Source organism: Amycolatopsis alkalitolerans, assembly GCF_006152065.1.
Lineage (GTDB): Bacteria > Actinomycetota > Actinomycetes > Mycobacteriales > Pseudonocardiaceae > Amycolatopsis_E > Amycolatopsis_E alkalitolerans.
Genome location: NZ_VDFW01000005.1, coordinates 204652 through 227690 on the forward strand (window position 1 = coordinate 204652; position 23039 = coordinate 227690).

The following is a 23039-nucleotide window of genomic DNA, read 5'->3' on the forward strand; positions in this document are numbered from 1 at the left end:
CGAAGCATCTCCGCATGCGAGCCGACCGGGTGCGGGTGTCCCGCAGATTGGAGCGGCGGCGTGACCACCACAGAGAACAGACCCGCACCGCGGCCGATGCCCGGGCCGATGGGCCGCGGCATGCCGGGGATGGGCATGCCACCGGCCAAGGCGAAGAGCTTCGGACCGTCGGCGAAACGGCTCGCCGGCAGGCTGCGCCCCGAGCGGCCGGCGTTCTTCGCGGTCGTCGCACTGGGGGTCACGAGTGTCGCGTTGAACGTCGCCGGGCCGCGGCTGCTCGGCCAGGCCACCGACGTGATCTTCCAGGGCGTGCTGGAGCGTCTGCGGCACGTGCCCGGCGGCGGGATCGACTTCGCCGCGCTGGCCACGAAGCTGGGCTGGGTGCTGGCGCTGTACCTCGCGGCCTCGGTGTTCGCGCTCCTGCAGGGGCGGCTGCTCAACCACGTCGTGCAGCGGGTGGTGTTCGGGCTGCGCGAAGAGGTCGAGGCGAAGCTGCACCGGCTTCCGTTGCGGTACTTCGACGGCCAGCCGCGCGGTGAGCTGCTTTCCCGCGTCACCAACGACATCGACAACATCTCGCAGACCCTGCAGCAGACGCTGAGCCAGCTGCTGACCTCGCTGCTGACCGTGGTCGGCGTCGTGGTCATGATGTTCACCATCTCGCCGCTGCTGGCGGTGATCGCGCTCGCGGTCATCCCGGTGTCGATCGTGATCACCGGTCAGATCGGCAAGCGGGCGCAGAAGCTGTTCGTCGCGCAGTGGAAGAACACCGGCAAGCTCAACGCGCATATCGAGGAGTCGTTCACCGGGCACCAGCTGGTGAAGGTCTTCGGGCGGCAGAAGGAGTCGGAAGAGGAGTTCCGGCTCCGCAACGACGAGCTGTTCGAGGCGGCACGCGGGGCGCAGTTCGCGTCCGGGCTGATCATGCCGTCGATGATGTTCCTGTCGAACCTGAGCTACGTCGTGATCGCGGTGGTCGGCGGGCTGCGGATCACGTCGGGCGGGATGACCCTCGGTGAGGTGCAGGCGTTCATCCAGTACTCGCGGCAGTTCACGCAGCCGCTGACGCAGATCGCCTCGATGGCGAACCTCATGCAGTCGGGGGTCGCGTCCGCGGAGCGCGTGTTCGAGCTGCTGGACGCCGAGGAGCAGGAGCCCGACGCGGTGGACGCCGTGGCGTTGCCCGCCGAGCGGAGCGGGCGGGTCGAGTTCGCCGACGTGAGCTTCTCCTACCGGCAGGACCAGCCGCTCATCGAGCACCTGTCGCTGGTCGCCGAACCGGGGCAGACGGTAGCGATCGTGGGGCCGACCGGAGCCGGGAAGACCACGCTGGTCAACCTGATCATGCGATTCTACGAGCTGGACGCGGGGCGGATCACGCTCGACGGGGTCGACATCACTTCGCTGCGGCGGGAAGATCTGCGGTCGCAGATCGGGATGGTGCTGCAGGACACGTGGCTGTTCGGCGGGACGATCCGGGACAACATCGCCTACGGCAAACCGGACGCGACGGAGGAGGAGATCGTCGCGGCCGCCAAGGCGACGTTCGTCGACCGGTTCGTGCGGACGCTGCCCGACGGGTACGACACGGTGATCGACGAGGACGGTACGAACGTCAGCGCGGGGGAGAAGCAGCTGCTGACGATCGCGCGGGCGTTCCTGGCCTCGCCTTCGCTGCTGATTCTCGACGAGGCCACGAGTTCGGTGGACACGCGGACGGAAGCGCTGGTGCAGAAGGCGATGGCGGCGCTGCGTTCCTCGCGGACGAGCTTCGTGATCGCGCACCGGCTCTCGACGATCCGGGACGCGGACCTGATCCTGGTGATGGAATCGGGCCAGATCGTGGAACAGGGCACGCACGACGAACTGCTGGACGCGAAGGGCGCCTACTACCGCCTCTACTCCGCCCAGTTCGCCGCCACAACCTGACCCCGGCCCCGCCCCGCCCGAGATCGACGTTCAGGGCGGTGAGTTGGACGTTGGGGGCGCCGAGTTGGACGTTGGGGGCGCCGAGTTGGACGTTCGGGACGGTGAGTTCGACGTTCGGCAAGACGCGTTTGCCGCGGCTCCTCGTGCTGGCCGCCGAGGGGCCTGGCTGCTCGTCGCCGCCTGGTCCCCACCCGACGGTCTGTGAGGTGCCGGGCGGGGTCGAGGCGTAGAACCGGCTCGCGCTTCCGTCGCGACGGAAGCGCAAGTGCTATTCCGAGACGCCGATCTGCACGGGACACCAGGCGCGGGACCGTGGCAGCCTCGCCAGTTCCGCCGGTCAGCCGCGGACCGGTATGGCCAGCGCTGCCGGGTTCCGGACGCGCTCAAGCTCGGGTTCGGTGTAGCGGACGCACCGGCGGTGCCATTCGAGAATCCCGGACATCCAGTCCTTCATCCCGGCGGCGTGCCCCAAGAGCCCCGCTCGTGCGGCCTCGTCCAGGCCGAACTGGTCGAACAGGGCGGACAGATCGTCTGCCAGGATGTGCTCGAACTGCTCCATCCGCGCGTTCATCAGCCGCGCGACGACGTCCGCCGCCCCGAAGCGGTCGATGCCGAGGAAGTTCTCCACGACCAGCACCATGTTGTGCAGTTCGCCCTCGTACTCGATCTCCTTCTGGTACGAGAACAGGTCGTTGGTGAAGCACGCGTAGTCCTGCGCCGCGGTCTCCAGTTCGTGCAGCACGCGCGTCCCCGACACGTGCGCTGGCACGTTGTCGAGGTGCTTGAGCCGGGCGAGGTTCATCGTCATGTCGGAGCCGAAGGTCCGCCGTCGCATCTCCACGTAGTCGACCGGATCGGGAATCCGGTGCTGCGCCTGGTTCGCCAGCTCCCACAGCCAGCTTTCGGTCATCTCCCGCACCGACCGGTGCAGCTTCTCGCGCGCGGGCAGGCTCATCGGCCCGGCCGAGCGCCGCCACAGATCGGCCAGCCCTCGCTCGATCGCGTTCGCCGGCTCCGGGGTCGCGCCGGCGTCCAGCGGCATGAAGCCCGGCAACCGGTCGGTGAGCGCCTTCGCCGCGGCGAGGTTGCGAGACGCGCCGAAGACCACCGGATACCAGTCGTCGCCGTAGGTGCCCCAAGCCAGCCAGTCCGACGACAGGAAAAGCTCGTCCGGGCCCGCGCCGGCATGGATCATCGCCGCGCAGTGCGGAAGGTCCAGGCCCCGGAACCGCCGCTCGTCCCAGACGGCGACCGGCTCGGGGCCGAACATGCCCATCCGCCGGGCCCAGCCGACCGCGTACTCGCGTGCCGCCTCCAGATGCGGGCTCGTGCGGAACTCGAACGGCATGGACAGCTCCGGTACGGGCAGCTGCCCGACCGGCGTGAACAGCTGATGCGAATGCTGCCGTGCCCGGCCGCGCAGCCCCGGCGCGAACGAGAGGCGGCTCGCCGAGGTGCCGAGGCCGGTCGGCCCGCCGACCCGCGTGGCGCCTTCGTTCATGTACCGGCTGGAGCGCGCGTGCCATTCGTGACCGCCGGCCTGCCAGTCCTGCAGCCCCTTCACGTAGGCGCCGACCCCGTGCGGGGGCAGGCCGTGTTCGGCCAGCAGCATGGGCGCTTCGGTGAGCGCGGTGTTCTCGAACTGCTGCAATCGTGACGTGAGCAGATCGTTGACGAGGTCCGCGGCCTGCTGGGTGGGGCAGCCGAGGAACCGTTCGAAGACCAGCACCGCGTTGGAGTTCTCGCCTTCCTCGCGTACTTCCCGCTGGTAGGAGAACAGGTCGTTGCGCAGGTGGACCGCGTCGGCGAAGGTATCGCGCAGTACCTGCATCGGCCGGGTGTCCGCGATCTCGTCCGGGACTTCCGCGCCCACGGCGTACTCGACCAGGTTGGCCGACCACGGCGCGCCGCCGACCTTGCGGCGCATCTGCATGTACTCGATGGGGTTGGCGATGCGGCCGCGGTCGATGTTGTCCAGTTCCCACAGGGACTCGACCATCAGATTGTGCGTGCTGGTGACGAACCGCCGGCGCCAGCCCGCCGACATCGCGGGAACGGTGCGCGCCCACAGATCCCGCAGCCCGTGTTCGGCCGGGCTCTCCGGCTCGGGCGGATCGTCGCCCATGAACCGTTCGAGCCGGTCCAGGTAGGACTTGGCGCCGGCGAAGTCGCGGGTGTGCTTGAACTCTTCGAGGAAGTGATCGTCGAAGAAGAACACCCAGACGTACCAGTCGGTGATGAGCTCGAGCGCGGGCCCGTCGCAGTCCGGGTGGGTGTAGGCGCACATCAGGGCGTAGTCCATCGCGGACAGGTCCTCGGCTGTCCACACCACGCCGCCGTCACGCTTCGGCGCGTCCAGCATGCCCATTCGCCGCGCCCACTCTCCACTGTGGACGCGAGCGCGCTCCAGGTTCGAGTTGATCCTCGCCGGGTACGGAAGGTAGAAATCGGGCAGCGTGAATGCTTGCATGGAATTCCCTTGTGTCGGAGGCGTTTCGGTCTCTCACGGTCGCAGCCGGGACCCGCTCGTGGCAACGGCCAACCGAGCGGAATCCGTCCCGGGAGGATGAACACCGCCACCACGCACGGTAGGCCCGCCATCGCTACCGGCCCGTCCGCCGGGCGACGATTCCCGCGCCGAGAAGCAGTACCAGAGTCGCCACGGCCCATCGGCGCTTCATCGCGGTCGGACTCGTGCTCCCGGAGGTCTGGTGGTCCGACGCGCTCGTCGAGGTCGCCGGTCGTGAACGGTGTCCGGGAGTGGGAGTGGGAGTGGAAGTGGGAGTGAGGGCCGGTGGTGGGACAGGGATCGGCGCCGGCGCGGGGAGCACGGCCGGCGCCGGCGGAGGTGGAGGTGGGCTGGAGGTGCTCGGTGATTTGGGCGTTGGGAGAGAAGTGATACTGGGCGGAGTGCTCGGCGGCGCCGTCGTGGTCGTGGTGGTGGCGGTGGTGGTGGGCGTCGCGGACGCCGTGGTCGACGGTACCGGCGAGGGGCACGGGCAAACGCAGCAACAGCACCAGACGCACACGCAGAGGTAACCGGGGAACATCAGGCCAGCCGCGCGGTGACGTGCTCGAACGCGTCCGGGCCCACCTTCGCGCCGCCGGCGAACGGGTTCTGCAACTGGTAGATCGCGAACAGCAGCAAGGTCGTGGTCGCCGCGAGCGCGGACACGATGATGATGTGGGTGACCTGTTTCGTGCCGCCGAAGAGGTTCGGCAGGAGTACGAAGATCACGCTCCCGGCTATCAGCACGAACCACACCACGAGCCCGATGTTGTTGTCCCGTACCGCATCCAGCCGCGCTTGTCGCTGCCGGTAGAGATCTGTCAGCCGGTGCGCGGCTTCGGTCTTCTGATCGGTCAGCCAGTCGTTGTCGGGCGGGATCTCCGTTTCCTCGATCGTCTTCCGCATTCGGGCGAGTTCGGTCCACCCCTGATCCGGCACCGGTGCTCCTTCCCGCAGGCGCGGCCATTCGGCGCCCGCCACCGTCTCCGCGTATTCCCTGGCCAGCCGCGGTATCTCGGTATGCGCGGGCTCGGGCAGCGCGTGCGCGGCCCAGGTGATGTCCACGAGCCCCTGTGCTTCCCGGTCGGCCTCCGTGCGCACGGAACCGGCGGCGTCGAACAGGGAGATCAGTGCAAACGCGACAATGACGGCGTGCAGGCCGCCGACGATCGTGAACGCCTGCCCCGCCGCGTCGTTGTTGGCCCGCCGGCCTTCGTCGAGGCCGTAGCGGCGGACAAGATATCCGATGATCACGCCGCCGGTGACCGATGCGGCGACCCACAGCGTACCGGTCAGGTAAATACTCATATCGTTCCTTTTCCGGCGTGAATACTCACACGCTAGTCGCGGGCATTTCGAGCGGCAAGATCGTGCGCGGTGGTTCATTCGGACAGCAGACGCCGAGGGTTCGTCATTGCTCCACTCGTGCGGCGCGCTCACAGGACGTCATCGGGGCGAACGTCGATCAAGAAGCCGTCGGCGCCGAATTGAACAGGGTCCGTTCGGAGCAGTACCGGGCGGGATTCCCGGAACAGCGTGACGTCCCGTCATCCCGTCGTGCCACCGTTCACCGGCGGGTGGGTGCGGAAAATCCGCGGAACTCTACTCTGGGTCTCCCGGCCGCGCGGTTAACCGGATTAACTAATTCGCGATTCGGCCGGGTGGGCCGGATAGGTGACTGTACGCCCCCCGGGCTCCGGTGCTAACGTCGAATTCGCCGCCCGAGTCGGGTCCTCCCGATATTCTCTCCTGCCATATTTTCCTAAAACCATGATTGGTGGTCTGTGCCGTGACTGTGACCGAATCCGCCGAATCGAGCGCCGAGGCTGCGCAGCCGCAAAGCCTGAGCACCGCGGCGGCGCGGAACCTGGCGACCACGACGAAATCCGTCCCGCAGATGCAGGGCATCACCTCGCGCTGGCTGCTGCGCGTGCTGCCCTGGGTCCAGGCGGCCGGCGGCACGTACCGGGTGAACCGCCGCCTCACCTACACCGTCGGCGATGGCCGGGTGACGTTCGTGAGCACCGGCGGCGACGTTCGCGTCATTCCCGCCGAACTGGGCGAACTTCCGTTGCTGCGGGGCTTTTCCGACGAGGCCGTGCTGGCCGCGCTGGCCGATCGGTTCGAGCAGCGCAGCTACGAGCCGGGCGACACGATCGTCGAGTTCGGACACTCCTCGGACCAGGCCTTCCTCATCGCACACGGCAAGGTGAGCCAGATCGGCCCTGGCAAGTACGGCGACCAGACCACGCTCGGGGTGCTGGCCAACGGCGACCACTTCGGTGACGAAACGCTCGCGGACCCGCAGAGTATCTGGGAGTACACGGTGCAGGCCGTCACCCCGGCCACCGTGCTCGTCCTGCCGCAGCGGGCGTTCGACGAGGTCTACGAGCAGTCCGAGTCGTTACGGGCACACGTGTCGGACTTTCAGGCGAACCTGCTGGCGCCGCGCAACGACCACGGCGAGGCGAATATCCACCTGTCCGCCGGTCACGCCGGCGAGCCGGATCTGCCCAGCACGTTCGTCGACTATGAGCTGGCGCCTCGGGAGTACGAGCTGAGTGTGGCGCAGACCGTGTTGCGGGTGCACACGCGGGTCGCGGATCTGTACAACCAGCCGATGAACCAGGTGGAGCAGCAGCTCCGGCTGACCATCGAGGCGTTGCGCGAACGCCAGGAAAGCGAGTTGGTCAACAATCCCGGATTCGGCCTGCTGCACAACGCGGACGTGGCTCAGCGTATCCACACCCGCAGCGGACCGCCCACCCCGGACGATCTGGACGAGTTGCTGTCCGCGGTGTGGAAGGAGCCGACGGTGTTCCTCGCGCATCCCCGCGCGATCGCCGCGTTCGGCAGCGAATGCAGCGCACGCGGGGTGTATCCCACGCCGCTGGACTACCTGGGCCATCAGGTGCCGTCGTGGCGTGGCGTCCCGATCCTGCCGTGCAACAAGATCGGCGTCAGCGAGACCCGCACCACCTCGATCATGCTGCTGCGGGCCGGTGAACAGAACCAGGGCGTGGTCGGCCTGCATCAGACCGGGCTCCCGGACGAGTACCAGCCGGGGCTGTCCGTGCGGTTCATGGGCATCGACGACAAGGCGATCATGTCCTACCTCGTGTCCGCCTACTATTCGGCGGCGGTGCTCGTGCCGGACGCGCTGGCGATCCTGGAGAACGTCGAGCTCGGCAGGGAAAGCTCGTGACCGTGACGGACGACGCGCCGCTGAGCCTCGGCACCGCGGCGGCGCGCACGATCGCGACCACCACGAAGTCGGTGCCGCAGAGCCGCGGCATCACTTCGCGGTGGCTGCTGCGCCTGCTGCCGTGGGTGGAGACCACCGCGGGCACGTACCGGGTGAACCGGCGGCTCACGCATGAAGCCGGTGCCGGGCGGGCGGCGTTCGACGTCATGGGCGACGAAGTGCGGGTGGTCCCGGAGAGTCTCGCCGAGCTCGCGGTGTTCCGCGGTCTCCGCGACGACGATGTGCTCGCCGCGATCGCGGATTTGCTGGTGCGCCGGGACTATCAGGCCGGTGAGGTGATCGCCGAAGCCGGTGCGCCCGCCGGGGAGGGCGTGCTCGTCGTGCACGGCAAGGTGCGCCGGTCCGTGACCGGCCGCTACGGCGAGCCGTCCACGCTCGGCGTACTCGCGGACGGCGACTACTCGGGGCAGCAGGTGCTCGCCGAAACCCCTCAGCCGTGGGGATATTCACTCGAAGCGCTCACCCCGGTCACGCTGCTCGCGCTCCGCCGGGACGATTTCCATGGGTTGCTGGGCCGGTCCGATGCCCTGCGGGCCCATGTCGAGCGGTTGCGAACCGCGCACGGGCTCGCTCGGAACTCCCGTGGCGAAGCGGATATCGCGCTGGCGTCCGGACATTCCGGCGAGCCGCCGGTACCAAGGACCTTTGTGGACTATGAGCTGGCGCCTCGGGAGTACGAGCTGAGTGTGGCGCAGACCGTGTTGCGGGTACATACGCGGGTCGCGGATCTGTACAACCAGCCGATGAACCAGGTGGAGCAGCAGCTCCGGCTGACCATCGAGGCCTTGCGCGAACGCCAGGAAAGCGATCTCGTCAACAATCCCGGCTACGGGCTGCTGCACAACGCCGACCACCACCAGCGCATCCAGACCCGCGACGGGCCGCCCGCCCCGGACGACCTGGACGAGCTGCTGTCCCGGCGGCGGAAGACCGAGTTCTTCCTCGCACACCCTCGGGCGATCGCGGCGTTCGGCCGCGAATGCACCCGGCGCGGCCTGGCTCCGCAGAGTGTGGACGTCGAAGGAAAGCCCTTTCTCGCGTGGCGGGGAACGCCTATCCTGCCGTGCGACAAGATCCCGGTGTCGGCCACGAACACCACGTCCATCATGGCGATGCGCACCGGCGAACGCAGCCAGGGCGTGATCGGGCTGCGGCAGAGCGGGATCCCGCACGAGGTCGAACCGGGCCTCAACGCGAGGTTCATGGGTATCACGGAAAAGGGCATGCTGTCCTATTTGGTCAGTGTGTACTACTCGGCGGCCGTGCTGGTGCCGGACGCGCTGGGGGTACTGGAGAACGTGGAGCTCGGGCGATGGCGGACCTGATCGCGCGCACCCGCACGGCCGCGGAGATCCTGGCCTGGGGCAAGGAACTCACCGAACCCGGCCTGCGGACGGCGGCCGAGCGGCTGCCGCCGTCGATGCGGCCGGTCGCCCGGCATCACTTCGGCTGGGCGGACGGCGCGGGGAGCGGCAAGCTCCTGCGGCCCACGCTTGTGGTGCTCGCCGCTCAGGCGGTCGGCGCACCGGCCGAGCAGGCGCTGCCGCATGCGGTGGCGGTCGAGTTGGTGCACGACTTCTCGCTGGTGCACGACGACGTGATGGACGGCGACACGACGCGGAGGCATCGCACGACCGTATGGCGGGAGTTCGGCTCGGGCGCGGCGATCCTGGCCGGGGACGCGCTGCTGGCGCTCGCGGCGCGGCTACTGGCCGGGGAACCGGAAAGCTCGCACGTCCTGATGACCGCGGTGCTGGAACTGATCGAGGGGCAGAGCCTGGATTTGTCCTTCGAGGACCGTGCCGAGGTGGGCGTGGCCGAATGCCGCGTGATGGCCGCGGGCAAGACCGGGGCGCTGCTCGGCGCCTCGTGTGCGCTCGGGGCGCTGGCCGGGGGCGGCAGTCGCGAGCGCGCGGGGCACCTGCGGTGTTTCGGCGAGCAGGTGGGTCTGGCGTTCCAGCTCGTCGACGATCTGCTCGGCATCTGGGGAGATCCCGCGGTCACCGGCAAACCGGTGTACTCGGACCTGCGCAACCGCAAGAAGACGTTGCCCGTGGTGGCGGCGCTGGCCTCCGGCACCGAAGCCGGCGGTGAACTGGCCGCGCGATACGGCGTGGCGCCGGGGAATCTGCCCCGGGAGGCCGAACTGGTCGAACTCGCGGGCGGCCGCGCCTGGGCGGAGGCGGAGGCCGCGCGGCTCCTGCACGAAGCACAGGCACACCTCGGCGCGGCCGGTATCGAGGCGCGCCCGAGAACGGAACTGGAGACGCTGGCGCGGTTCATCGTGCAGCGGGACCGGTGACTTACCCGCCGCGGACTCTCAGCCCGTCGAAGGCCATCGTCGCCACCGAGTCGGCCAGCGCCCCGGCACCGATGCCGCCGCGCGGCCGGTACCACTCGATCAGCGAGTTGACCATGCCGAACAGCAGCCGCGCGGCCGTGGCCGGGTCGATGTCGGAACGCAGATCGCCGTCGGCGATCGCCTCGGTCACCAGTGAGGTGACGAGATGGTCGAACTCCCGGCGCCGGGCCAGCGCGTCACGTTCCACTTTGGTGTTCCCGCGCACGCGCAGCAGCAACGTGACGAACGGCAGCCGGTCGACCAGCACCGCGACGCTCCCGCGCACCAGATACTCCAGCCGCCGCACCGCGCGGCCCTCGACAGTCTCCAGTTCGGCCGCGACCGCGAACAGCCCATCGAGCGCGCGGTTCACCGACAGCCGCAGCAACTCCTGCTTGCTCGGCACGTGGTGGTAGATCGCGGACTTGGTGATCCCCAGCTTGCGCGAGAGATCCTCCATGCTGGTGCCGTCGTACCCGCGCTCGTTGAACAGTTTCACCGCGACGGCCAGCAGGGACTCGAGGTCGTAGCCTGGCCTGCCGCGCTTGGCGGGCGGTGCGGTCGTCATACTCCGAGTATCCCAACCATGCTTCAGTCACGCGGCCGCTGGTCGATCACCCGCCGCAGCTTGCCGACCGAACGTTCCAGCGTGTCCGGATCGAGCACCTCGACGCCGACGCTCACACCGACCCCGTTCTTGACCCGCAGCGCGATCTCCGCCGCGGCCGGTTCCCGCCGCTCCGCGGGGGACTCCGGGCGTGCCTCGACGAGCACGGTGAGGTGGTCCATCCGGTCCTCGCGGGTCAGCCGGATCTGGAAGTGCGGGGCGAGGCCCGGCGTGCCGAGGACGATCTCTTCGATCTGCGTCGGGAACACGTTCACCCCGCGCAGGATGATCATGTCGTCGCTGCGGCCGGTGACCTTGTCCATCCGCCGGTACGACGGCCGCGCGGTGCCGGGCCGCAACGCGGTCAGGTCACGGGTGCGGTAACGGATGATCGGCAGCCCCTGCTTCGTCAGCGAGGTGAACAGCAGCTCACCGGTTTCGCCGTCGGGCAGGACGTTCTCGTCGACCGGATCGATCACCTCGGGGTAGAAGTGGTCCTCCCAGATGTGCAGGCCGTCCTTCGATTCGACGCATTCCTGCGCGACGCCTGGACCCATCACTTCGGACAGCCCGTAGATGTCGACCGCGTCGAGGTCGAGCCGCTCCTCGATCTCGGCGCGCATCCGCTCGGTCCACGGTTCCGCGCCGAAGATCCCCACCCGCAGGGAACTCGTGCGCGGGTCGATGCCCTGGCGCTCGAACTCGTCGAGCAGCGTCAGCATGTACGTCGGGGTGACCATGATGACCTCGGGGCGGAAGTCGGTGATGATCTGCACCTGACGCTCGGTCATCCCGCCGGACGCCGGAATCACGGTGGCGCCGAGCTTTTCCGCCCCGTAGTGCGCCCCGAGCCCGCCGGTGAACAAGCCGTAGCCGTAAGCCACGTGGACCTTGTGCCCCGGCCGCCCGCCGGCCGCGAAGATCGACCGGGCCATCACGGTCGCCCAGATGTCGAGATCGGCCTCGGTGTAGCCGACGACGGTGGGCTTGCCGGTGGTGCCGCTCGAGGCGTGGATCCGGCGGATGTCCTGTTGCGGTACGGCGAACATGCCGAAAGGGTAGTTCTCGCGCAGGTCGGCCTTCGTGGTGTGGGGGAACTTCGCGAGATCTTCGAGCGAGCGGCAGTCGTCCGGATGCACCCCGGCCTCGTCGAACTTCCTCCGGTAGTGCGGAACGTTCTGGTAGGCATGCCGGAGTGTCCACTGGAGACGTTCCAGCTGGACGGACCGCAGCTCGTCCACGCTCATCCGCTCCGGCGCCGACAGATCATCCACGGTGGGCGCCGGGCCAAGGCGCTTGGCGTGCGGCACCTCGCTGTGCGTTGCGGTCATAAGTTCCTCAGCTCCGGGAAAGGGTGCGGCTACGGCCGCGGAACTCGGCGATGACTTCGGCACCGCGGCGGACGGTCACGTCGTAGATGCCGTTGCGGCCGTAGCGGGTGCGCTCCTCGGCGGTCGCGACGAGTTCGTCGCCGAGGCGCGCGCTGGTGACGAACGAGATCTCGGCGCCGGCCGCGACGGTGACCGGGCCGTGACTGTTGCACGCGCACGCGAAGGCGGTGTCGGCAAGGAGGAACAGGAAACCGCCGTGCGCGATGCCATGCCCATTGACCATTTCCGCGGTGACCCGCATGCGTGCCACCGCCCGACCGTCCGCCGCTTCGGACAGGTCGATGCCGAGCGATTTCGAGGCGACGTCGTCGTCGAACATCGCCTGCGCGGCCGCGGACACGGTCACCCGGCACCACCCCTTGCTTACCTACCGAATGGACGGTTAACAAAGTGACCTCTGGCCCGTCCGTTGTCAAGCCGCTATCATGACTTTCTGAACGTTCGGTCGGTTATTCGAGGAGGATCGATGGCGCTCCTGCGCAGCTACGCCGGTGGCCACTGGCATACCGCCCCCGACGAGGGGGTTCCGCTGCGTGACGCGGTGACCGGTGAAGAGGTCGCCCGGATCTCTTCGGCGGGGGTGGACATGGCCGCGGCCCTCGACTACGGGCGCCGCACGGGCGTGTCCGCGCTGCGTGAGCTGACCTTCCACCAGCGGGCCGCGCTGCTGAAGGCACTGGCCTCGAACCTCCGCGAACACCGCGACGAGCTGTACGCGTTGTCGGCAAGGACGGGCGCGACGCTCGGTGACTCGAAGTTCGACGTCGACGGCGGGATCGGCGTGCTGTTCAGCTATGCCAGCAAGGGCAAACGTGAACTGCCCAATGACACCGTGTACATCGACGGTGACGTCGAGCCACTGAGCAAGGGTGGCACGTTCGTGGGGCAGCACATCGCGACCCCGCTGCGGGGCGTCGCGGTGCAGATCAACGCGTTCAACTTCCCCGTCTGGGGCCCGCTGGAGAAGTTCGCGCCCGCGTTCCTCGCGGGTGTGCCGAGCCTGGTCAAACCCGGGAGCCAGACGGCGTACCTCACCGCGCGGCTGGCCGAGCTGATCGTCGAATCGGGGATCCTGCCCGAAGGCGCGCTGCAGCTCGTCTGCGGCAGCGCCGGTGACCTGCTCGACCACGTGACGGGGCAGGACCTGGTGTCGTTCACCGGTTCGGCCTCGACGGCGCAGAAGCTGCGCGCGCATCCCGCGATCGTGCGGAACGCGGTGCGGTTCAACGCCGAGGCCGACTCGCTCAACTGCTCGATCCTCGGCGCGGACGCGACCCCGGGCACGGCCGAGTTCGACCTGTTCGTCAAGCAGCTGGTCACCGAGATGACCGTCAAGGCGGGCCAGAAATGCACCGCGATCCGGCGCGCCTTCGTGCCGGCCGGGCTGCTCGACGAGGTCGCCGAGGCGACGAGCGCGCGGCTGTCGAAGGTGACGGTCGGCAACCCGGCGTCCGAGGGCGTGCGGATGGGTGCGCTCGCGAGCCTGGAGCAGCGCGAGGAGGTGCGCCGGTCGCTGAAGGCGTTGCTGTCGGCGGGCAGCGTGGTGTTCGGCGACCCGGAGAAGGTCGAGGTGGTCGACGCGGACGCCGAGCGCGGCGCGTTCATTTCGCCGGTGCTGCTCAAGGGTGACCCGGAACGGGCCGAGCCACACGAAGTGGAGGCGTTCGGGCCGGTGTCCACGCTGCTGCCATACACCTCCACCGACCAGGTCATCGCCTACGCCGCGCGCGGCGAGGGCAGCCTCGCCGGCTCGATCGTCACGGGCGACCCCGAGTTCGCGCGCGAGGTCGTGCTCGGGGCGGCGCCGTGGCACGGGCGGCTGCTGGTGCTCGATGCCGACGACGCGAAGGAGTCCACCGGGCACGGCTCGCCGTTGCCGCAACTGGTCCACGGCGGCCCCGGCCGGGCGGGCGGCGGCGAGGAGCTGGGCGGGCTCCGCGGGGTGCTGCACCACATGCAGCGCACGGCCGTGCAGGCGAGCCCGAAGGTGCTCTCGGCGGTGACCGGCCGGTGGATGGCCGGTACCCCGCGCGCCGAAGGCGTGCACCCGTTCCGGAAGTCCTTGGCGGAGCTGAAGATCGGTGATTCGGTCACCGCCGGGCCACGGACGGTGACCCGCGAGGACGTGGACCGGTTCGCCGAGTTCACCGGCGACACCTTCTACGCCCACACCGACCCGGAAGCCGCGGCCGCGAACCCGCTGTTCGGCGGCATCGTCGCGCACGGCTACCTGGTGGTGTCGTTCGCGGCCGGCCTGTTCGTCTCGCCCGAGCCGGGGCCGGTGCTGGCCAACTACGGTCTCGAGAACCTGCGCTTCCTGACCCCGGTCAAACCCGGCGACGAGCTGACGGTCACGCTGACGGCCAAGCAGATCACCCCGCGGATCGATCAGGACTACGGCGAAGTCCGGTGGGACACCGACGTGATCAACCAGAACGGCGAATCAGTGGCGAAGTACGACGTGCTCACCCTGGTGGCGAAATGACGACGGACCTGGAACAGCACTTCGAGCGAACGCTGGAGAAAGACCAGCGGATCGAGCCGCGGGACTGGATGCCCGAGGGCTATCGCAAGACGATGGTCCGCCAGATCGCGCAGCACGCGCATTCGGAGATCATCGGGATGCAGCCGGAGGGCAACTGGATCACCCGCGCGCCCTCCCTGCGGCGCAAGGCGATCCTGCTGGCGAAGGTGCAGGACGAGGCCGGGCACGGGCTGTACCTGTACTCCGCAACGGAAACCCTGGGCGTCGACCGTGCGGATCTGACCGAGCGGCTGATCACCGGCCGGCAGAAGTACTCGTCGATCTTCAACTACCCGACGCTGACCTTCGCCGACGTCGGCGTGATCGGCTGGCTCGTGGACGGGGCCGCCATCTGCAACCAGGTCCCGTTGTGCCGCAGCAGTTACGGCCCGTACGCGCGGGCGATGATCCGGATCTGCAAGGAGGAGTCCTTCCACCAGCGGCAGGGTTTCGAGCTGCTGATGACGATGATGAAGGGCACGCAGGCGCAGCGGGACATGGTGCAGGACGCGGTGGACCGGTGGTGGTGGCCGTCGCTGATGATGTTCGGCCCGCCCGACGCCGATTCGCCCAACTCCGCGCAGTCGATGGCGTGGAAGATCAAGCGGCACACCAATGACGAGCTGCGCCAGCGGTTCGTCGACATGACGGTGCCGCAGGCCGGGGTGCTCGGCGTGACCCTGCCGGATCCGGACCTGCGGTGGAACGAAGCACGCGAGCACTACGACTTCGGTGAGCTGGACTGGGACGAGTTCAAGCAGGTCGTGTCCGGTAACGGGCCGTGCAACGCCGAGCGCGTCGCGCACCGCCGCCAGGCGCATGAGGACGGTGCCTGGGTGCGGGAAGCCGCGGCCGCGCATGCGAGGAGGCAGAAGTGACCGACTGGCCGCTGTATGAGGTCTTCGTGCGGGGCAAGCGTGGTCTGAACCATGTGCACGTGGGTTCGCTGCACGCCGCCGACGACCAGATGGCCCTGCGCAACGCCCGCGATCTCTACACGCGCCGCAACGAAGGCGTGAGCATCTGGGTGGTCAAGGCCGCCGACATCACCGCGTCCAGCCCGGACGAGAAGGATCCGTTCTTCGCGCCGAGCGCGGACAAGGTGTACCGGCATCCGACGTTCTACGACATCCCCGACAACGTTCCCCACATGTAGAGTAATGGATGGCTATGGACAACACAGCCAACGCTTTCGAGGCGCTCGCCGACGCGTCCGACGATTCGCGGTGGGCGTTCGGCACCGGCTTCGAGGACCCACTGTCCGGAGTGGACACCTCGGTCCCGTCCGGGGTGGACGGTTCCTCGCTGGCCGCCTACTGCCTGATACTGGGGGACGACGCGCTGGTCTTCTCCCACCGCCTGCAGCAGTGGTGCACCAACGCGCCCGAGCTGGAGGACGAGGTCGCGCTCGCGAACATCGGCCTCGACCTGCTCGGCCAGGCCCGGCTGCTGTTCGCCCGCGCCGGGAAGGCTGAGGGGACCGGGCGAAGCGAGGACGATTTCGCGTTCCTCCGCCCGGAGAACGAGTTCCGCAACGTCCGGCTCGCGGAACTGGAGCGCGGGGACTTCGGTCAGCTGATCGCGGTGCTGCTCGTCTTCTCGACCTGGCGCCTCGCGCTGTTCCAGCGCCTGACGGACTCGCCGGATCCGGTGCTCGCCGCGATCGCGGCCAAGGGTGTGAAAGAACTGGCGTACCACCGGGACTACGCCGCCCAGTGGGCCGTGCGGCTCGGCGACGGGACGGAGTACTCGCACGAGCGGATGCAGGCGGGTCTCGAATCGGTGTGGCCGTACGTCGAGGAACTGTTCACCCCGCACGAAATCGAGCGCCAGGCCGGCGTCTCGGCGTCGCGGGAGGAGTTCGACGAGGTTCTCGCCCGGGTCTTCGACGCCGCGAAACTGACCACGCCGGAGGTGCCATCGCGCGCGGGGGTGGCCGGCCGGATGGGGCGCGACGGGATACACACGGAGGCGATGGGCTACCTGCTGGCGGAATTGCAGAGCGTCGCGCGAGCCTTGCCGGGGGCGACATGGTGAGCGCGCGGGCCGTCGTCGAAGAGGTGACCGATCCCGAGCTGCCGATGCTGACGCTCGGCGACCTCGGCGTGCTGCGCGAAGTGTCCGAAAAGGATGGCCGGGTGACCGTGTCGATCACGCCGACGTACACCGGCTGCCCCGCGATGGACACCATGCGCGACGATCTGGTGCACGCGCTGTCCCGCGCGGGCTACCTGGACGTCGAGGTGCGGACGGTACTGCACCCGGCCTGGTCCAGCGACTGGATCACCGAGGCGGGCCGCCGGAAGCTCGCCGAAGCCGGGATCGCGCCTCCCGGCGAAGCGCCGCGAGGTCCGGTGCGGTTGACCTTGCGGCCGCCGGCCGGGCGCGTCGCCTGCCCGCGGTGCGGATCGGTGGACACGGTGCTGATTTCGGGGTTCGGGCCCACGGCCTGCAAGGCGCTGCGCCGCTGCCGCGCGTGCCAGGAGCCGTTCGAGCACGTCAAGGAGATCTGAATGACCGCGAGCCTGCGCACGGGTTTCCACACCCTCACCGTCACCGCGGTCGAGCGGCTGTGCGACGACGCCGTGGCCGTCACCTTCGACGTGCCGCCCTCGCTGGCGGACGCTTTCGCCTTCCGCGCCGGGCAATCGCTGACGCTGCGCCGGATGATCGGCGGGCGAGACGAGCGGCGGTCGTACTCGATCTGCGCGCCCGAGGGCGCCGCGCCGCGCATCGGGGTCCGCGAGGTGCCGGACGGGCTCTTCTCCTCGTGGCTCGTGCACGAGGTCGCGCCCGGCGACGAGATCGAGGTCGCGCCGCCGGCCGGCCGGTTCACCCCGGATCTCGAGGTGCCCGCGCACCACGTGCTCATCGCGGCCGGATCCGGGATCACGCCCGTCCTGTCGATCGCGGCGACCGTCCTGCGCGATCCCGCCGCGTCGGTGACCGTCCTTTATGGAAACCGCCGTACCAGCACGGTCATGTTCGCCGACGAGCTGGCCGATCTCAAGGACCGCTATCCGGCGCGCCTGGAACTGGTCCACGTGCTCTCCCGCGAACCACGTGAAGCCGACCTGTTCACCGGGCGGCTCGACGCGGGCAAACTCGAAGCGCTCCTCGCACTGGTCCCCGACGTGTCCGCGGTCGGGCACTGGTGGCTGTGCGGACCGTTCGGCATGGTCGGCGACGCCCGGGATCTGCTGCTGCGGCTCGGCGTGCCGGGCGAGCGGGTGCACCAGGAGCTGTTCTACGTCGACGACGTGCCGCCCGCCCCGGTCCGGCACTCCGACGCCGCCGTCGAGGGGCTGACCAGCGAGGTCACCATCGTGCTCGACGGCCGGTCCACGACCGCGGCGCTGCCACGGGACACGCCGCTCCTGGACGGCGGGCAGCGGGTGCGCCCGGACCTGCCGTTCGCGTGCAAGGGCGGCGTGTGCGGCACCTGCCGGGCGCGGATCACCGACGGCAAGGCCGATATGCGGCGCAACTTCGCGCTGGAGGAGTCCGAGGTCGCCGCCGGGTTCGTACTGACCTGCCAGTCCCTGCCCTGTTCGGACACCTTGACCGTCGACTACGACTCCTGATGTCGCGTCATGCCGTACGGGCCTGCCCGACCTCTGGCTCAGCCACGAGTCCTTCGGCTGAGCAGGCCCGCCGCCACCTCACTGCTCGTGTGGTGCCTTGTATCCCTGCGCCTCCGGGGCCTCGAACAGCGGCTTCACGTACTTGACGCCGCCCTCGGCCGACGCGTCCGGCTGCGCGACGTACACCTGCCTGGTCGGGGGAGCACCGGCCTTCGAGAAGTTCAGCGCCGCCACCAGGTTCCCGGTGTCCGCGGACGTGGTCTGCTGCAACGCCTTCAGGATCCCGTCCCGGGTGAGATCCTTGCTGTCGCAGGCCTTCTTCAGCACCGCGCCCCACACCTCGGCGACCGCGTACCCGTAGTCGATCCCCGCGTTGGGCGGTTCCGGGAACCCGGCGGCCTTGTACTTCTGCGCGACTTCCCTGGCCTTCGGGATGTCCGCCGAGAACGGCACGCTGCTCGCCACGACGTACAGCTTGTCCAGCGCGCCCGCCGCCGGGCTGTTGTGCAGCACCGGATCGAAGGTCGGGTTGTTGCCGAGCAACGGCACGTTCAGCCCGAGCGCCTTGTTCGCCGCCGCGACCGAACCGGTCTGCGCCGGGGTCGTGGTCAGCATGATCGCCTTGACGCCCTCGCCACGCAGGCCGGTCACGATGTTCGTCAGATCCGTGTCCGACGAAGTGATCTTGACCTCGCGCAGGTCGAGATGGTGCTGCTGCGCGTAGTACCGCGAGCCGCGCAGGCCGTTCGCGCCGTACTCGCCGTCGATGTAGATATGCGCGACCTTGTCGCCGTCCGCCAGCATGCCCTGCGACTGCAGGTACGACATCCCGTCGATCATCTCCACGTCGTAGGTCGTGCCGACGATCATGATGTACGGGTTGTCCAGCAGTTCCGAGGACCACGAAGCCGGGGTGGTGGTCACCTTGTCGCTCCTGAGGTCCTGCTTGAGCGCGGCCGTGACCGGTGAGCCGACGAGCTGCACCATCCCGAGCACCTTCGGCTCCAGCTGCGGGTACAGCGTCTTCGCGGTGTCGGCCTTGTACCCGTGGTCGACCACGTCGAGCTTGACCTGGCGCCCGCACACCCCGCCGGCCGCGTTGACGTCGTTGGCCCACAACTGGTTCCCGTGCGTGATCCCGATCGAGAGGGTTTTGAACGGTCCCGTCATATCGGTCATCACGCCGAGGGTCAGGTCGGTCGCGGTCACCCCGAAGTCGGTTTTCACCCCCGAGGAGTCGGAACCGGACGATCCGGTGCCGCCCCCCTTGGTGCTGCAGGCGGCGAGGACCAGCATCGCCGCGAGAACCAGGGAAAGATGCCGCTTCATCGCGATATCCCCTTTCTGCGTTGGGTTATCCGCCGCCCGATGGCGGCGAGGCCACCGGGTTCGAAGAGCACGACCAGGATGATCGCGGCCCCGTAGACGAAGGTGCTGACCAGAATCGGGGTGAACGCGCCCTGCCCGCTCCCGCTGAACAGCCCCAGCTGGGTCGAATACAGCGAAAGGATCTGCGGTAGCCCGTTCACGATCAGCGCGCCGACGAGCGCCCCGCCGACCGACCCGAGCCCGCCGATGATCACCATCGCCAGGTAGGCGATCGAGACGTTGATGCCGTACGTGCCGAACTCGTTCTCGTCCGGTTTGAGGATGTCGAACCACAGCACGGTCATCGCCCCGGCGAGCCCGGCGTACGCCGACGACACCGCGAACACCCCGGCCTTCGCCCGCGCGACACTGACCCCCATCACCGCGGCCGCGGCCTCGTTGTCACGCACGGCACGCCAGGCCCGCCCGATCCGGCCCTTCACCGCGCCCCATGCCAGTACCAGCGCGATCACCGTCAGGGCGAGGAACAGGTACCAGGTCCGCTCGGCCTGCCGCAGCGGGACGCCGAAGAGCTCGACCTGTCCCGAGTTGTCGAACGGGAAGCCGAACAGCGAGAACCGCGCTGGTGACCGGCCGGTCGAGGTGCCGCCGGTGAGCCGGCTCGCCGACTGTCCGAAGTAGAGTCCCAGGAACACGAGCGAGAGCGACGCGACACCGAGATAGATTCCCCGCAGCCGCCCGGAAACCGGAGCGAACGCGAGGCCGAGCAGTGCACAGACCACGACGGCCGCGAGCAACGACAGCAGCGGGTCGATCCCGAAGCCGATCACCCGGCCGCCCTCGTCGGTTCCGGAGAGCACGGTGTACGCGGTGCCCCCGGCGAGCAGGAAGAACGCGGCTGCGAGGGAAAGCTGCCCGGCCTGGCCGACCAGCAGGGTGAGCCCGACCGCGCCGACCGCGCCGATCATCGCGTACTGCCCGGCCTTGAGCCAGGACGCGTCGACGTAGAGCGGCAGCGCGAGCAGGACGGCCAGCAGCACCAGCCAGGCGGCGATTCGCAGCAGCCGCGAGGACTTCCGTGGTGGTGGGGCGGCGACGGCGGTCGCCGGCGTGCGTGTGGCGAGGTCAGACACGGGTGCTCTCCCTCGTGCCGAACAGTCCGGACGGGCGCACCACGAGTACGACCAGCATTGCCAGGAATACCGCGCTCTTGGAGAAGTCGAACGAGATGTACTGCGCGGAAAGCGCTTCCACCAGCCCTACGACCAGCCCGCCGACGACCGCGCCCGCCGTGGAGTCCAGCCCGCCGAGGATGGCGGCGGGGAAGGCGGCGAGCGCGATCGAATGGGTGCCGCGCGAGAGCCCCGAACCCGAGAAGTCCTGCGTGGCGAGGAACAGCACCGCGACCCCGGCGAGCAGGCCCGCCACCAGCCACGCCGTCGCGGTGACCTGGCGGCTGCGGATCCCCATCAGCGCTGCCGCCTCGCGGTTCTCCGCCTGCGCCCGCATCGCCACGCCCCAGCCCGAGTACTTGAACGCCAGGTAGAACGCGGTGATCAGCACCGCCGCGACGCCGAGCGCCACCAGATGCGTGCGGAACAGGGTGATCCCGCCGACCTGGATCGGCTTCGCGTCCCAAGCCTGCCCGAGGAACGGGATCCCGACGCCGAGGCGCCGCACGATCTCCTCGCTGATGATCACGTCGACCCCGATCGTCAGCAGCGCGAGACTGTTCGGGTCCGCGAGCTTCGACCGCGACAGCAGCAGCCGCTCGACCACGAGCCCGAGCAGCCCCGCGCCGACGATCCCGACCAGCGACGAACCCACCCAGCCGAGGGAGCCCTGCGTGATCACCACGAGGTAACCGCCGAACAGCACGAGCGAGCCGTGCGCGAAGTTGATCACCTCGGTGGACTTGTAGATGATCACGAAACCGAGTGCCAGCAGGGCGAAGACCGCGCCGCGGCCGAGGCCGTTCACGGCCAGTTGCAGGAACGTCTCCATCTACGCCGCCTCCGTTCCCAGGTACGCGCGGATCACTTCCGGATCGGACTGGACCTCGCCGGGCGCGCCGTCGGCGATCAGGCGGCCGAAGTCGAGCACGGTGACGCGGTCGGCGATGCCCATCACGAGGTTCATGTCGTGCTCGACGAGCAGGATCGAGATGCCGAGCTCGTCGCGGACCTCGCGGATGGTGCCGGCGAGTTCGGCGGTTTCCGCCGCGTTCATGCCGGCGGCCGGCTCGTCGAGCAGCAGCAGCACGGGTTCGACGGCGAGCGCGCGGGCGATGTCGACGCGCTTGACGTCGCCGAACGGCAGCGCGGAAACCGGGGTGTGCACGAGCCGGCCGATCCCGAGGAACTCGCAGATCTCCTCGGCGCGGCGGGCGTGCTTCCGCTGTCCCCGCACCGTCAGCCGCAGGCCCGCGGCGATGAAACCGCCGCGGGTCAGCGCGTGCCGTCCGAGCATGACGTTGTCGAGCACGGTCGAATGCATCGACAGCGCGGCGTTCTGGAACGAGCGACCGACGCCGAGCCGCACGAGCCGGTGGGGCCGCAGCCCGGTCAGCTCGGTGTCGCCGAGCAGCACGTGTCCCGCGCTCGGCCGGTACAGGCCGCTGATCACGTTGAAGCAGCTGGACTTTCCCGCGCCGTTGGGCCCGATCAGCGCGTGCAGCGCACCGGGCCGCACGGTGAACGAAACGTCGTCCAGCGCGGTCAGCCCGCCGAACCGGAGCATGACGCCTTCCACGCGAAGCTCGGGGATCATCCGTCCCACCTCGACAGCGCCTTGTGTTTCCCGCGCTCGGCCGTGGCCCGCGTTTCCGCGTGACCGCCCAGGTACAGGTGCCGGACGTCCTCGCTGCGTGAGAGTTCCTCCGACGAGCCCGAAAGGGCGACGCGGCCGACCTCGAGCACGACGGCGTGGTCGGCGACCCCGAGCGCCATCACGGCGTTCTGCTCGACCAGCACGACCGCGGTGCCCTGCGCGTGGATCTCCCGGATGATCCGCGCGATCTGTTCGACGACCCTGGGCGCGAGCCCGAGCGAGGGCTCGTCGAGCAGCAGCACGCGGGGTGCGGACATCAGCGCCCGGCCGATCGCGAGCATCTGCTGCTCGCCCCCGGAAAGCAGCCCGCCGCGCTGATGCGCGCGCGCCCGCAGGACCGGGAACAGTTCGTGCACGCGGCGTCTCGCGGTGGCGCGTTCGGCGGAGGAGCGTGTGATGCCGCCCGCGCGCAGGTTCTCCTCGACGGTCATCCGGGTGAAGACCTGCCGGCCCTCGGGCGCGCCGACCACGCCGCGCCGCACGATCGCCGCGGGATCGAGCCGGTCGATACGGCGGTCACCGAACCGGATTTCGCCTCCGGTTATCAGGCCGCGGTGCAGGCGGAGCGTGCCGGAGATCGCGCGCAACAACGTCGATTTCCCGGCGCCGTTGCTGCCGAGCACCGCGAGCACCCCGTCGTCGGGGACCGCGAGGTCGACCCCGTGCAGCGCGGCGACCGAACGGCCGTAGCGCACGTGCAGGTCGCGGACACTCAACACGTCGTCGTGCAC

General features: G+C 69.2%; 22 protein-coding genes. 12 read left to right on the forward strand and 10 right to left on the reverse strand.

Annotated features, from left to right (window positions below; genetic code table 11):
- Positions 1–96 precede the first annotated feature (96 nt).
- Together FG385_RS08605 and FG385_RS35285 are read left to right on the forward strand one after the other, a co-directional pair.
- On the forward strand, positions 97–1929 hold the full coding sequence (locus FG385_RS08605) for an ABC transporter ATP-binding protein (RefSeq protein ID WP_407645476.1): 1833 nt from the start codon (positions 97–99) through the stop codon (positions 1927–1929).
- Positions 1930–2030: 101 nt separating this feature from the next.
- Entirely contained in the window at positions 2031–2159 is a 129-nt protein-coding gene (locus FG385_RS35285) for a hypothetical protein (protein ID WP_268815911.1), read from the forward strand.
- Between the two features lie 107 nt (positions 2160–2266).
- Here FG385_RS35285 and FG385_RS08610 read toward each other — a convergent pair whose 3' ends face one another.
- Positions 2267–4399 (reverse strand): terpene synthase family protein, encoded by a 2133-nt coding sequence (locus FG385_RS08610; RefSeq protein ID WP_139096086.1) that lies wholly within the window; start codon positions 4397–4399, stop codon positions 2267–2269.
- Positions 4400–4824: 425 nt separating this feature from the next.
- Here FG385_RS08610 and FG385_RS33820 point away from each other — a divergent pair, with 425 nt between their 5' ends.
- Positions 4825–4968 (forward strand): hypothetical protein, encoded by a 144-nt coding sequence (locus FG385_RS33820; protein ID WP_160148748.1) that lies wholly within the window; start codon positions 4825–4827, stop codon positions 4966–4968.
- Positions 4969–4978: 10 nt separating this feature from the next.
- On the opposite strand, the gene FG385_RS08615 is transcribed toward FG385_RS33820, so the two are convergent.
- On the reverse strand, positions 4979–5746 hold the full coding sequence (locus tag FG385_RS08615; RefSeq protein ID WP_139096087.1) for a bestrophin-like domain: 768 nt from the start codon (positions 5744–5746) through the stop codon (positions 4979–4981).
- Positions 5747–6227: 481 nt separating this feature from the next.
- Here FG385_RS08615 and FG385_RS08620 point away from each other — a divergent pair, with 481 nt between their 5' ends.
- From FG385_RS08620 to FG385_RS08630, 3 genes are read left to right on the forward strand one after another with little or no spacing between them, the layout of a single operon-like run.
- Positions 6228–7643 (forward strand): family 2B encapsulin nanocompartment shell protein, encoded by a 1416-nt coding sequence (locus tag FG385_RS08620; RefSeq protein ID WP_235022454.1) that lies wholly within the window; start codon positions 6228–6230, stop codon positions 7641–7643.
- Positions 7640–9028: a family 2B encapsulin nanocompartment shell protein gene (locus FG385_RS08625; protein WP_139096088.1), complete on the forward strand. Its 1389-nt coding sequence runs from the start codon at positions 7640–7642 to the stop codon at positions 9026–9028. Before FG385_RS08620 ends, FG385_RS08625 begins: the two co-directional genes overlap by 4 nt.
- A complete protein-coding gene (locus FG385_RS08630; RefSeq protein WP_139096089.1) occupies positions 9016–10005 on the forward strand; it encodes a polyprenyl synthetase family protein in 990 nt (329 codons plus the stop codon). The genes FG385_RS08625 and FG385_RS08630 overlap by 13 nt, the downstream gene beginning before the upstream one ends.
- Before the next feature lies 1 nt (position 10006).
- Here FG385_RS08630 and FG385_RS08635 read toward each other — a convergent pair whose 3' ends face one another.
- The 3 genes from FG385_RS08635 to paaI are packed head-to-tail and all read right to left on the reverse strand — an operon-like array spanning position 10007 to position 12361.
- A complete protein-coding gene (locus FG385_RS08635; protein WP_139096090.1) occupies positions 10007–10612 on the reverse strand; it encodes a TetR/AcrR family transcriptional regulator in 606 nt (201 codons plus the stop codon).
- 23 nt (positions 10613–10635) lie between these two features.
- Entirely contained in the window at positions 10636–11982 is a 1347-nt protein-coding gene (paaK, locus tag FG385_RS08640; RefSeq protein ID WP_139096091.1) for a phenylacetate--CoA ligase PaaK, read from the reverse strand.
- A 7-nt stretch (positions 11983–11989) separates the two neighbouring features.
- On the reverse strand, positions 11990–12361 hold the full coding sequence (paaI, locus tag FG385_RS08645; protein WP_200834374.1) for a hydroxyphenylacetyl-CoA thioesterase PaaI: 372 nt from the start codon (positions 12359–12361) through the stop codon (positions 11990–11992).
- 147 nt (positions 12362–12508) lie between these two features.
- Here paaI and paaZ point away from each other — a divergent pair, with 147 nt between their 5' ends.
- The 6 genes from paaZ to paaE are packed head-to-tail and all read left to right on the forward strand — an operon-like array spanning position 12509 to position 18150.
- Complete coding sequence (paaZ, locus tag FG385_RS08650) at positions 12509–14527, forward strand: phenylacetic acid degradation bifunctional protein PaaZ (RefSeq protein WP_139096092.1); 2019 nt, start codon at positions 12509–12511, stop codon at positions 14525–14527.
- Complete coding sequence (gene paaA / locus FG385_RS08655; RefSeq protein ID WP_139096093.1) at positions 14524–15444, forward strand: 1,2-phenylacetyl-CoA epoxidase subunit PaaA; 921 nt, start codon at positions 14524–14526, stop codon at positions 15442–15444. The genes paaZ and paaA overlap by 4 nt, the downstream gene beginning before the upstream one ends.
- Positions 15441–15722 (forward strand): 1,2-phenylacetyl-CoA epoxidase subunit PaaB, encoded by a 282-nt coding sequence (gene paaB / locus FG385_RS08660; RefSeq protein ID WP_139096094.1) that lies wholly within the window; start codon positions 15441–15443, stop codon positions 15720–15722. Before paaA ends, paaB begins: the two co-directional genes overlap by 4 nt.
- A gap of 14 nt (positions 15723–15736) precedes the next feature.
- Complete coding sequence (gene paaC, locus FG385_RS08665) at positions 15737–16603, forward strand: 1,2-phenylacetyl-CoA epoxidase subunit PaaC (protein WP_139096095.1); 867 nt, start codon at positions 15737–15739, stop codon at positions 16601–16603.
- Complete coding sequence (gene paaD, locus FG385_RS08670; protein WP_139096096.1) at positions 16597–17079, forward strand: 1,2-phenylacetyl-CoA epoxidase subunit PaaD; 483 nt, start codon at positions 16597–16599, stop codon at positions 17077–17079. The genes paaC and paaD overlap by 7 nt, the downstream gene beginning before the upstream one ends.
- Positions 17080–18150 carry a 1,2-phenylacetyl-CoA epoxidase subunit PaaE gene (paaE, locus tag FG385_RS08675; protein ID WP_139096097.1) on the forward strand — a complete coding sequence of 357 codons (1071 nt, stop codon included), beginning with the start codon at positions 17080–17082 and terminating at the stop codon, positions 18148–18150. It begins immediately after the preceding gene.
- A 78-nt stretch (positions 18151–18228) separates the two neighbouring features.
- Here paaE and FG385_RS08680 read toward each other — a convergent pair whose 3' ends face one another.
- Genes FG385_RS08680 through FG385_RS08700 form a run of 5 tightly spaced genes read right to left on the reverse strand, consistent with a single transcriptional unit; the run spans position 18229 to position 23027 of the window.
- On the reverse strand, positions 18229–19479 hold the full coding sequence (locus FG385_RS08680; protein ID WP_139096098.1) for an ABC transporter substrate-binding protein: 1251 nt from the start codon (positions 19477–19479) through the stop codon (positions 18229–18231).
- Positions 19476–20612 (reverse strand): branched-chain amino acid ABC transporter permease, encoded by a 1137-nt coding sequence (locus tag FG385_RS08685; RefSeq protein WP_139096099.1) that lies wholly within the window; start codon positions 20610–20612, stop codon positions 19476–19478. The genes FG385_RS08680 and FG385_RS08685 overlap by 4 nt, the downstream gene beginning before the upstream one ends.
- Complete coding sequence (locus FG385_RS08690) at positions 20605–21483, reverse strand: branched-chain amino acid ABC transporter permease (RefSeq protein WP_139096100.1); 879 nt, start codon at positions 21481–21483, stop codon at positions 20605–20607. Before FG385_RS08690 ends, FG385_RS08685 begins: the two co-directional genes overlap by 8 nt.
- The gene (locus FG385_RS08695; protein ID WP_139096101.1) at positions 21484–22248 is read right to left on the reverse strand and encodes an ABC transporter ATP-binding protein; all 765 of its coding nucleotides are present in this window, start codon (positions 22246–22248) and stop codon (positions 21484–21486) included.
- On the reverse strand, positions 22245–23027 hold the full coding sequence (locus FG385_RS08700; protein WP_139096188.1) for an ABC transporter ATP-binding protein: 783 nt from the start codon (positions 23025–23027) through the stop codon (positions 22245–22247). Before FG385_RS08700 ends, FG385_RS08695 begins: the two co-directional genes overlap by 4 nt.
- Between the last annotated feature and the right edge of the window lie 12 nt (positions 23028–23039).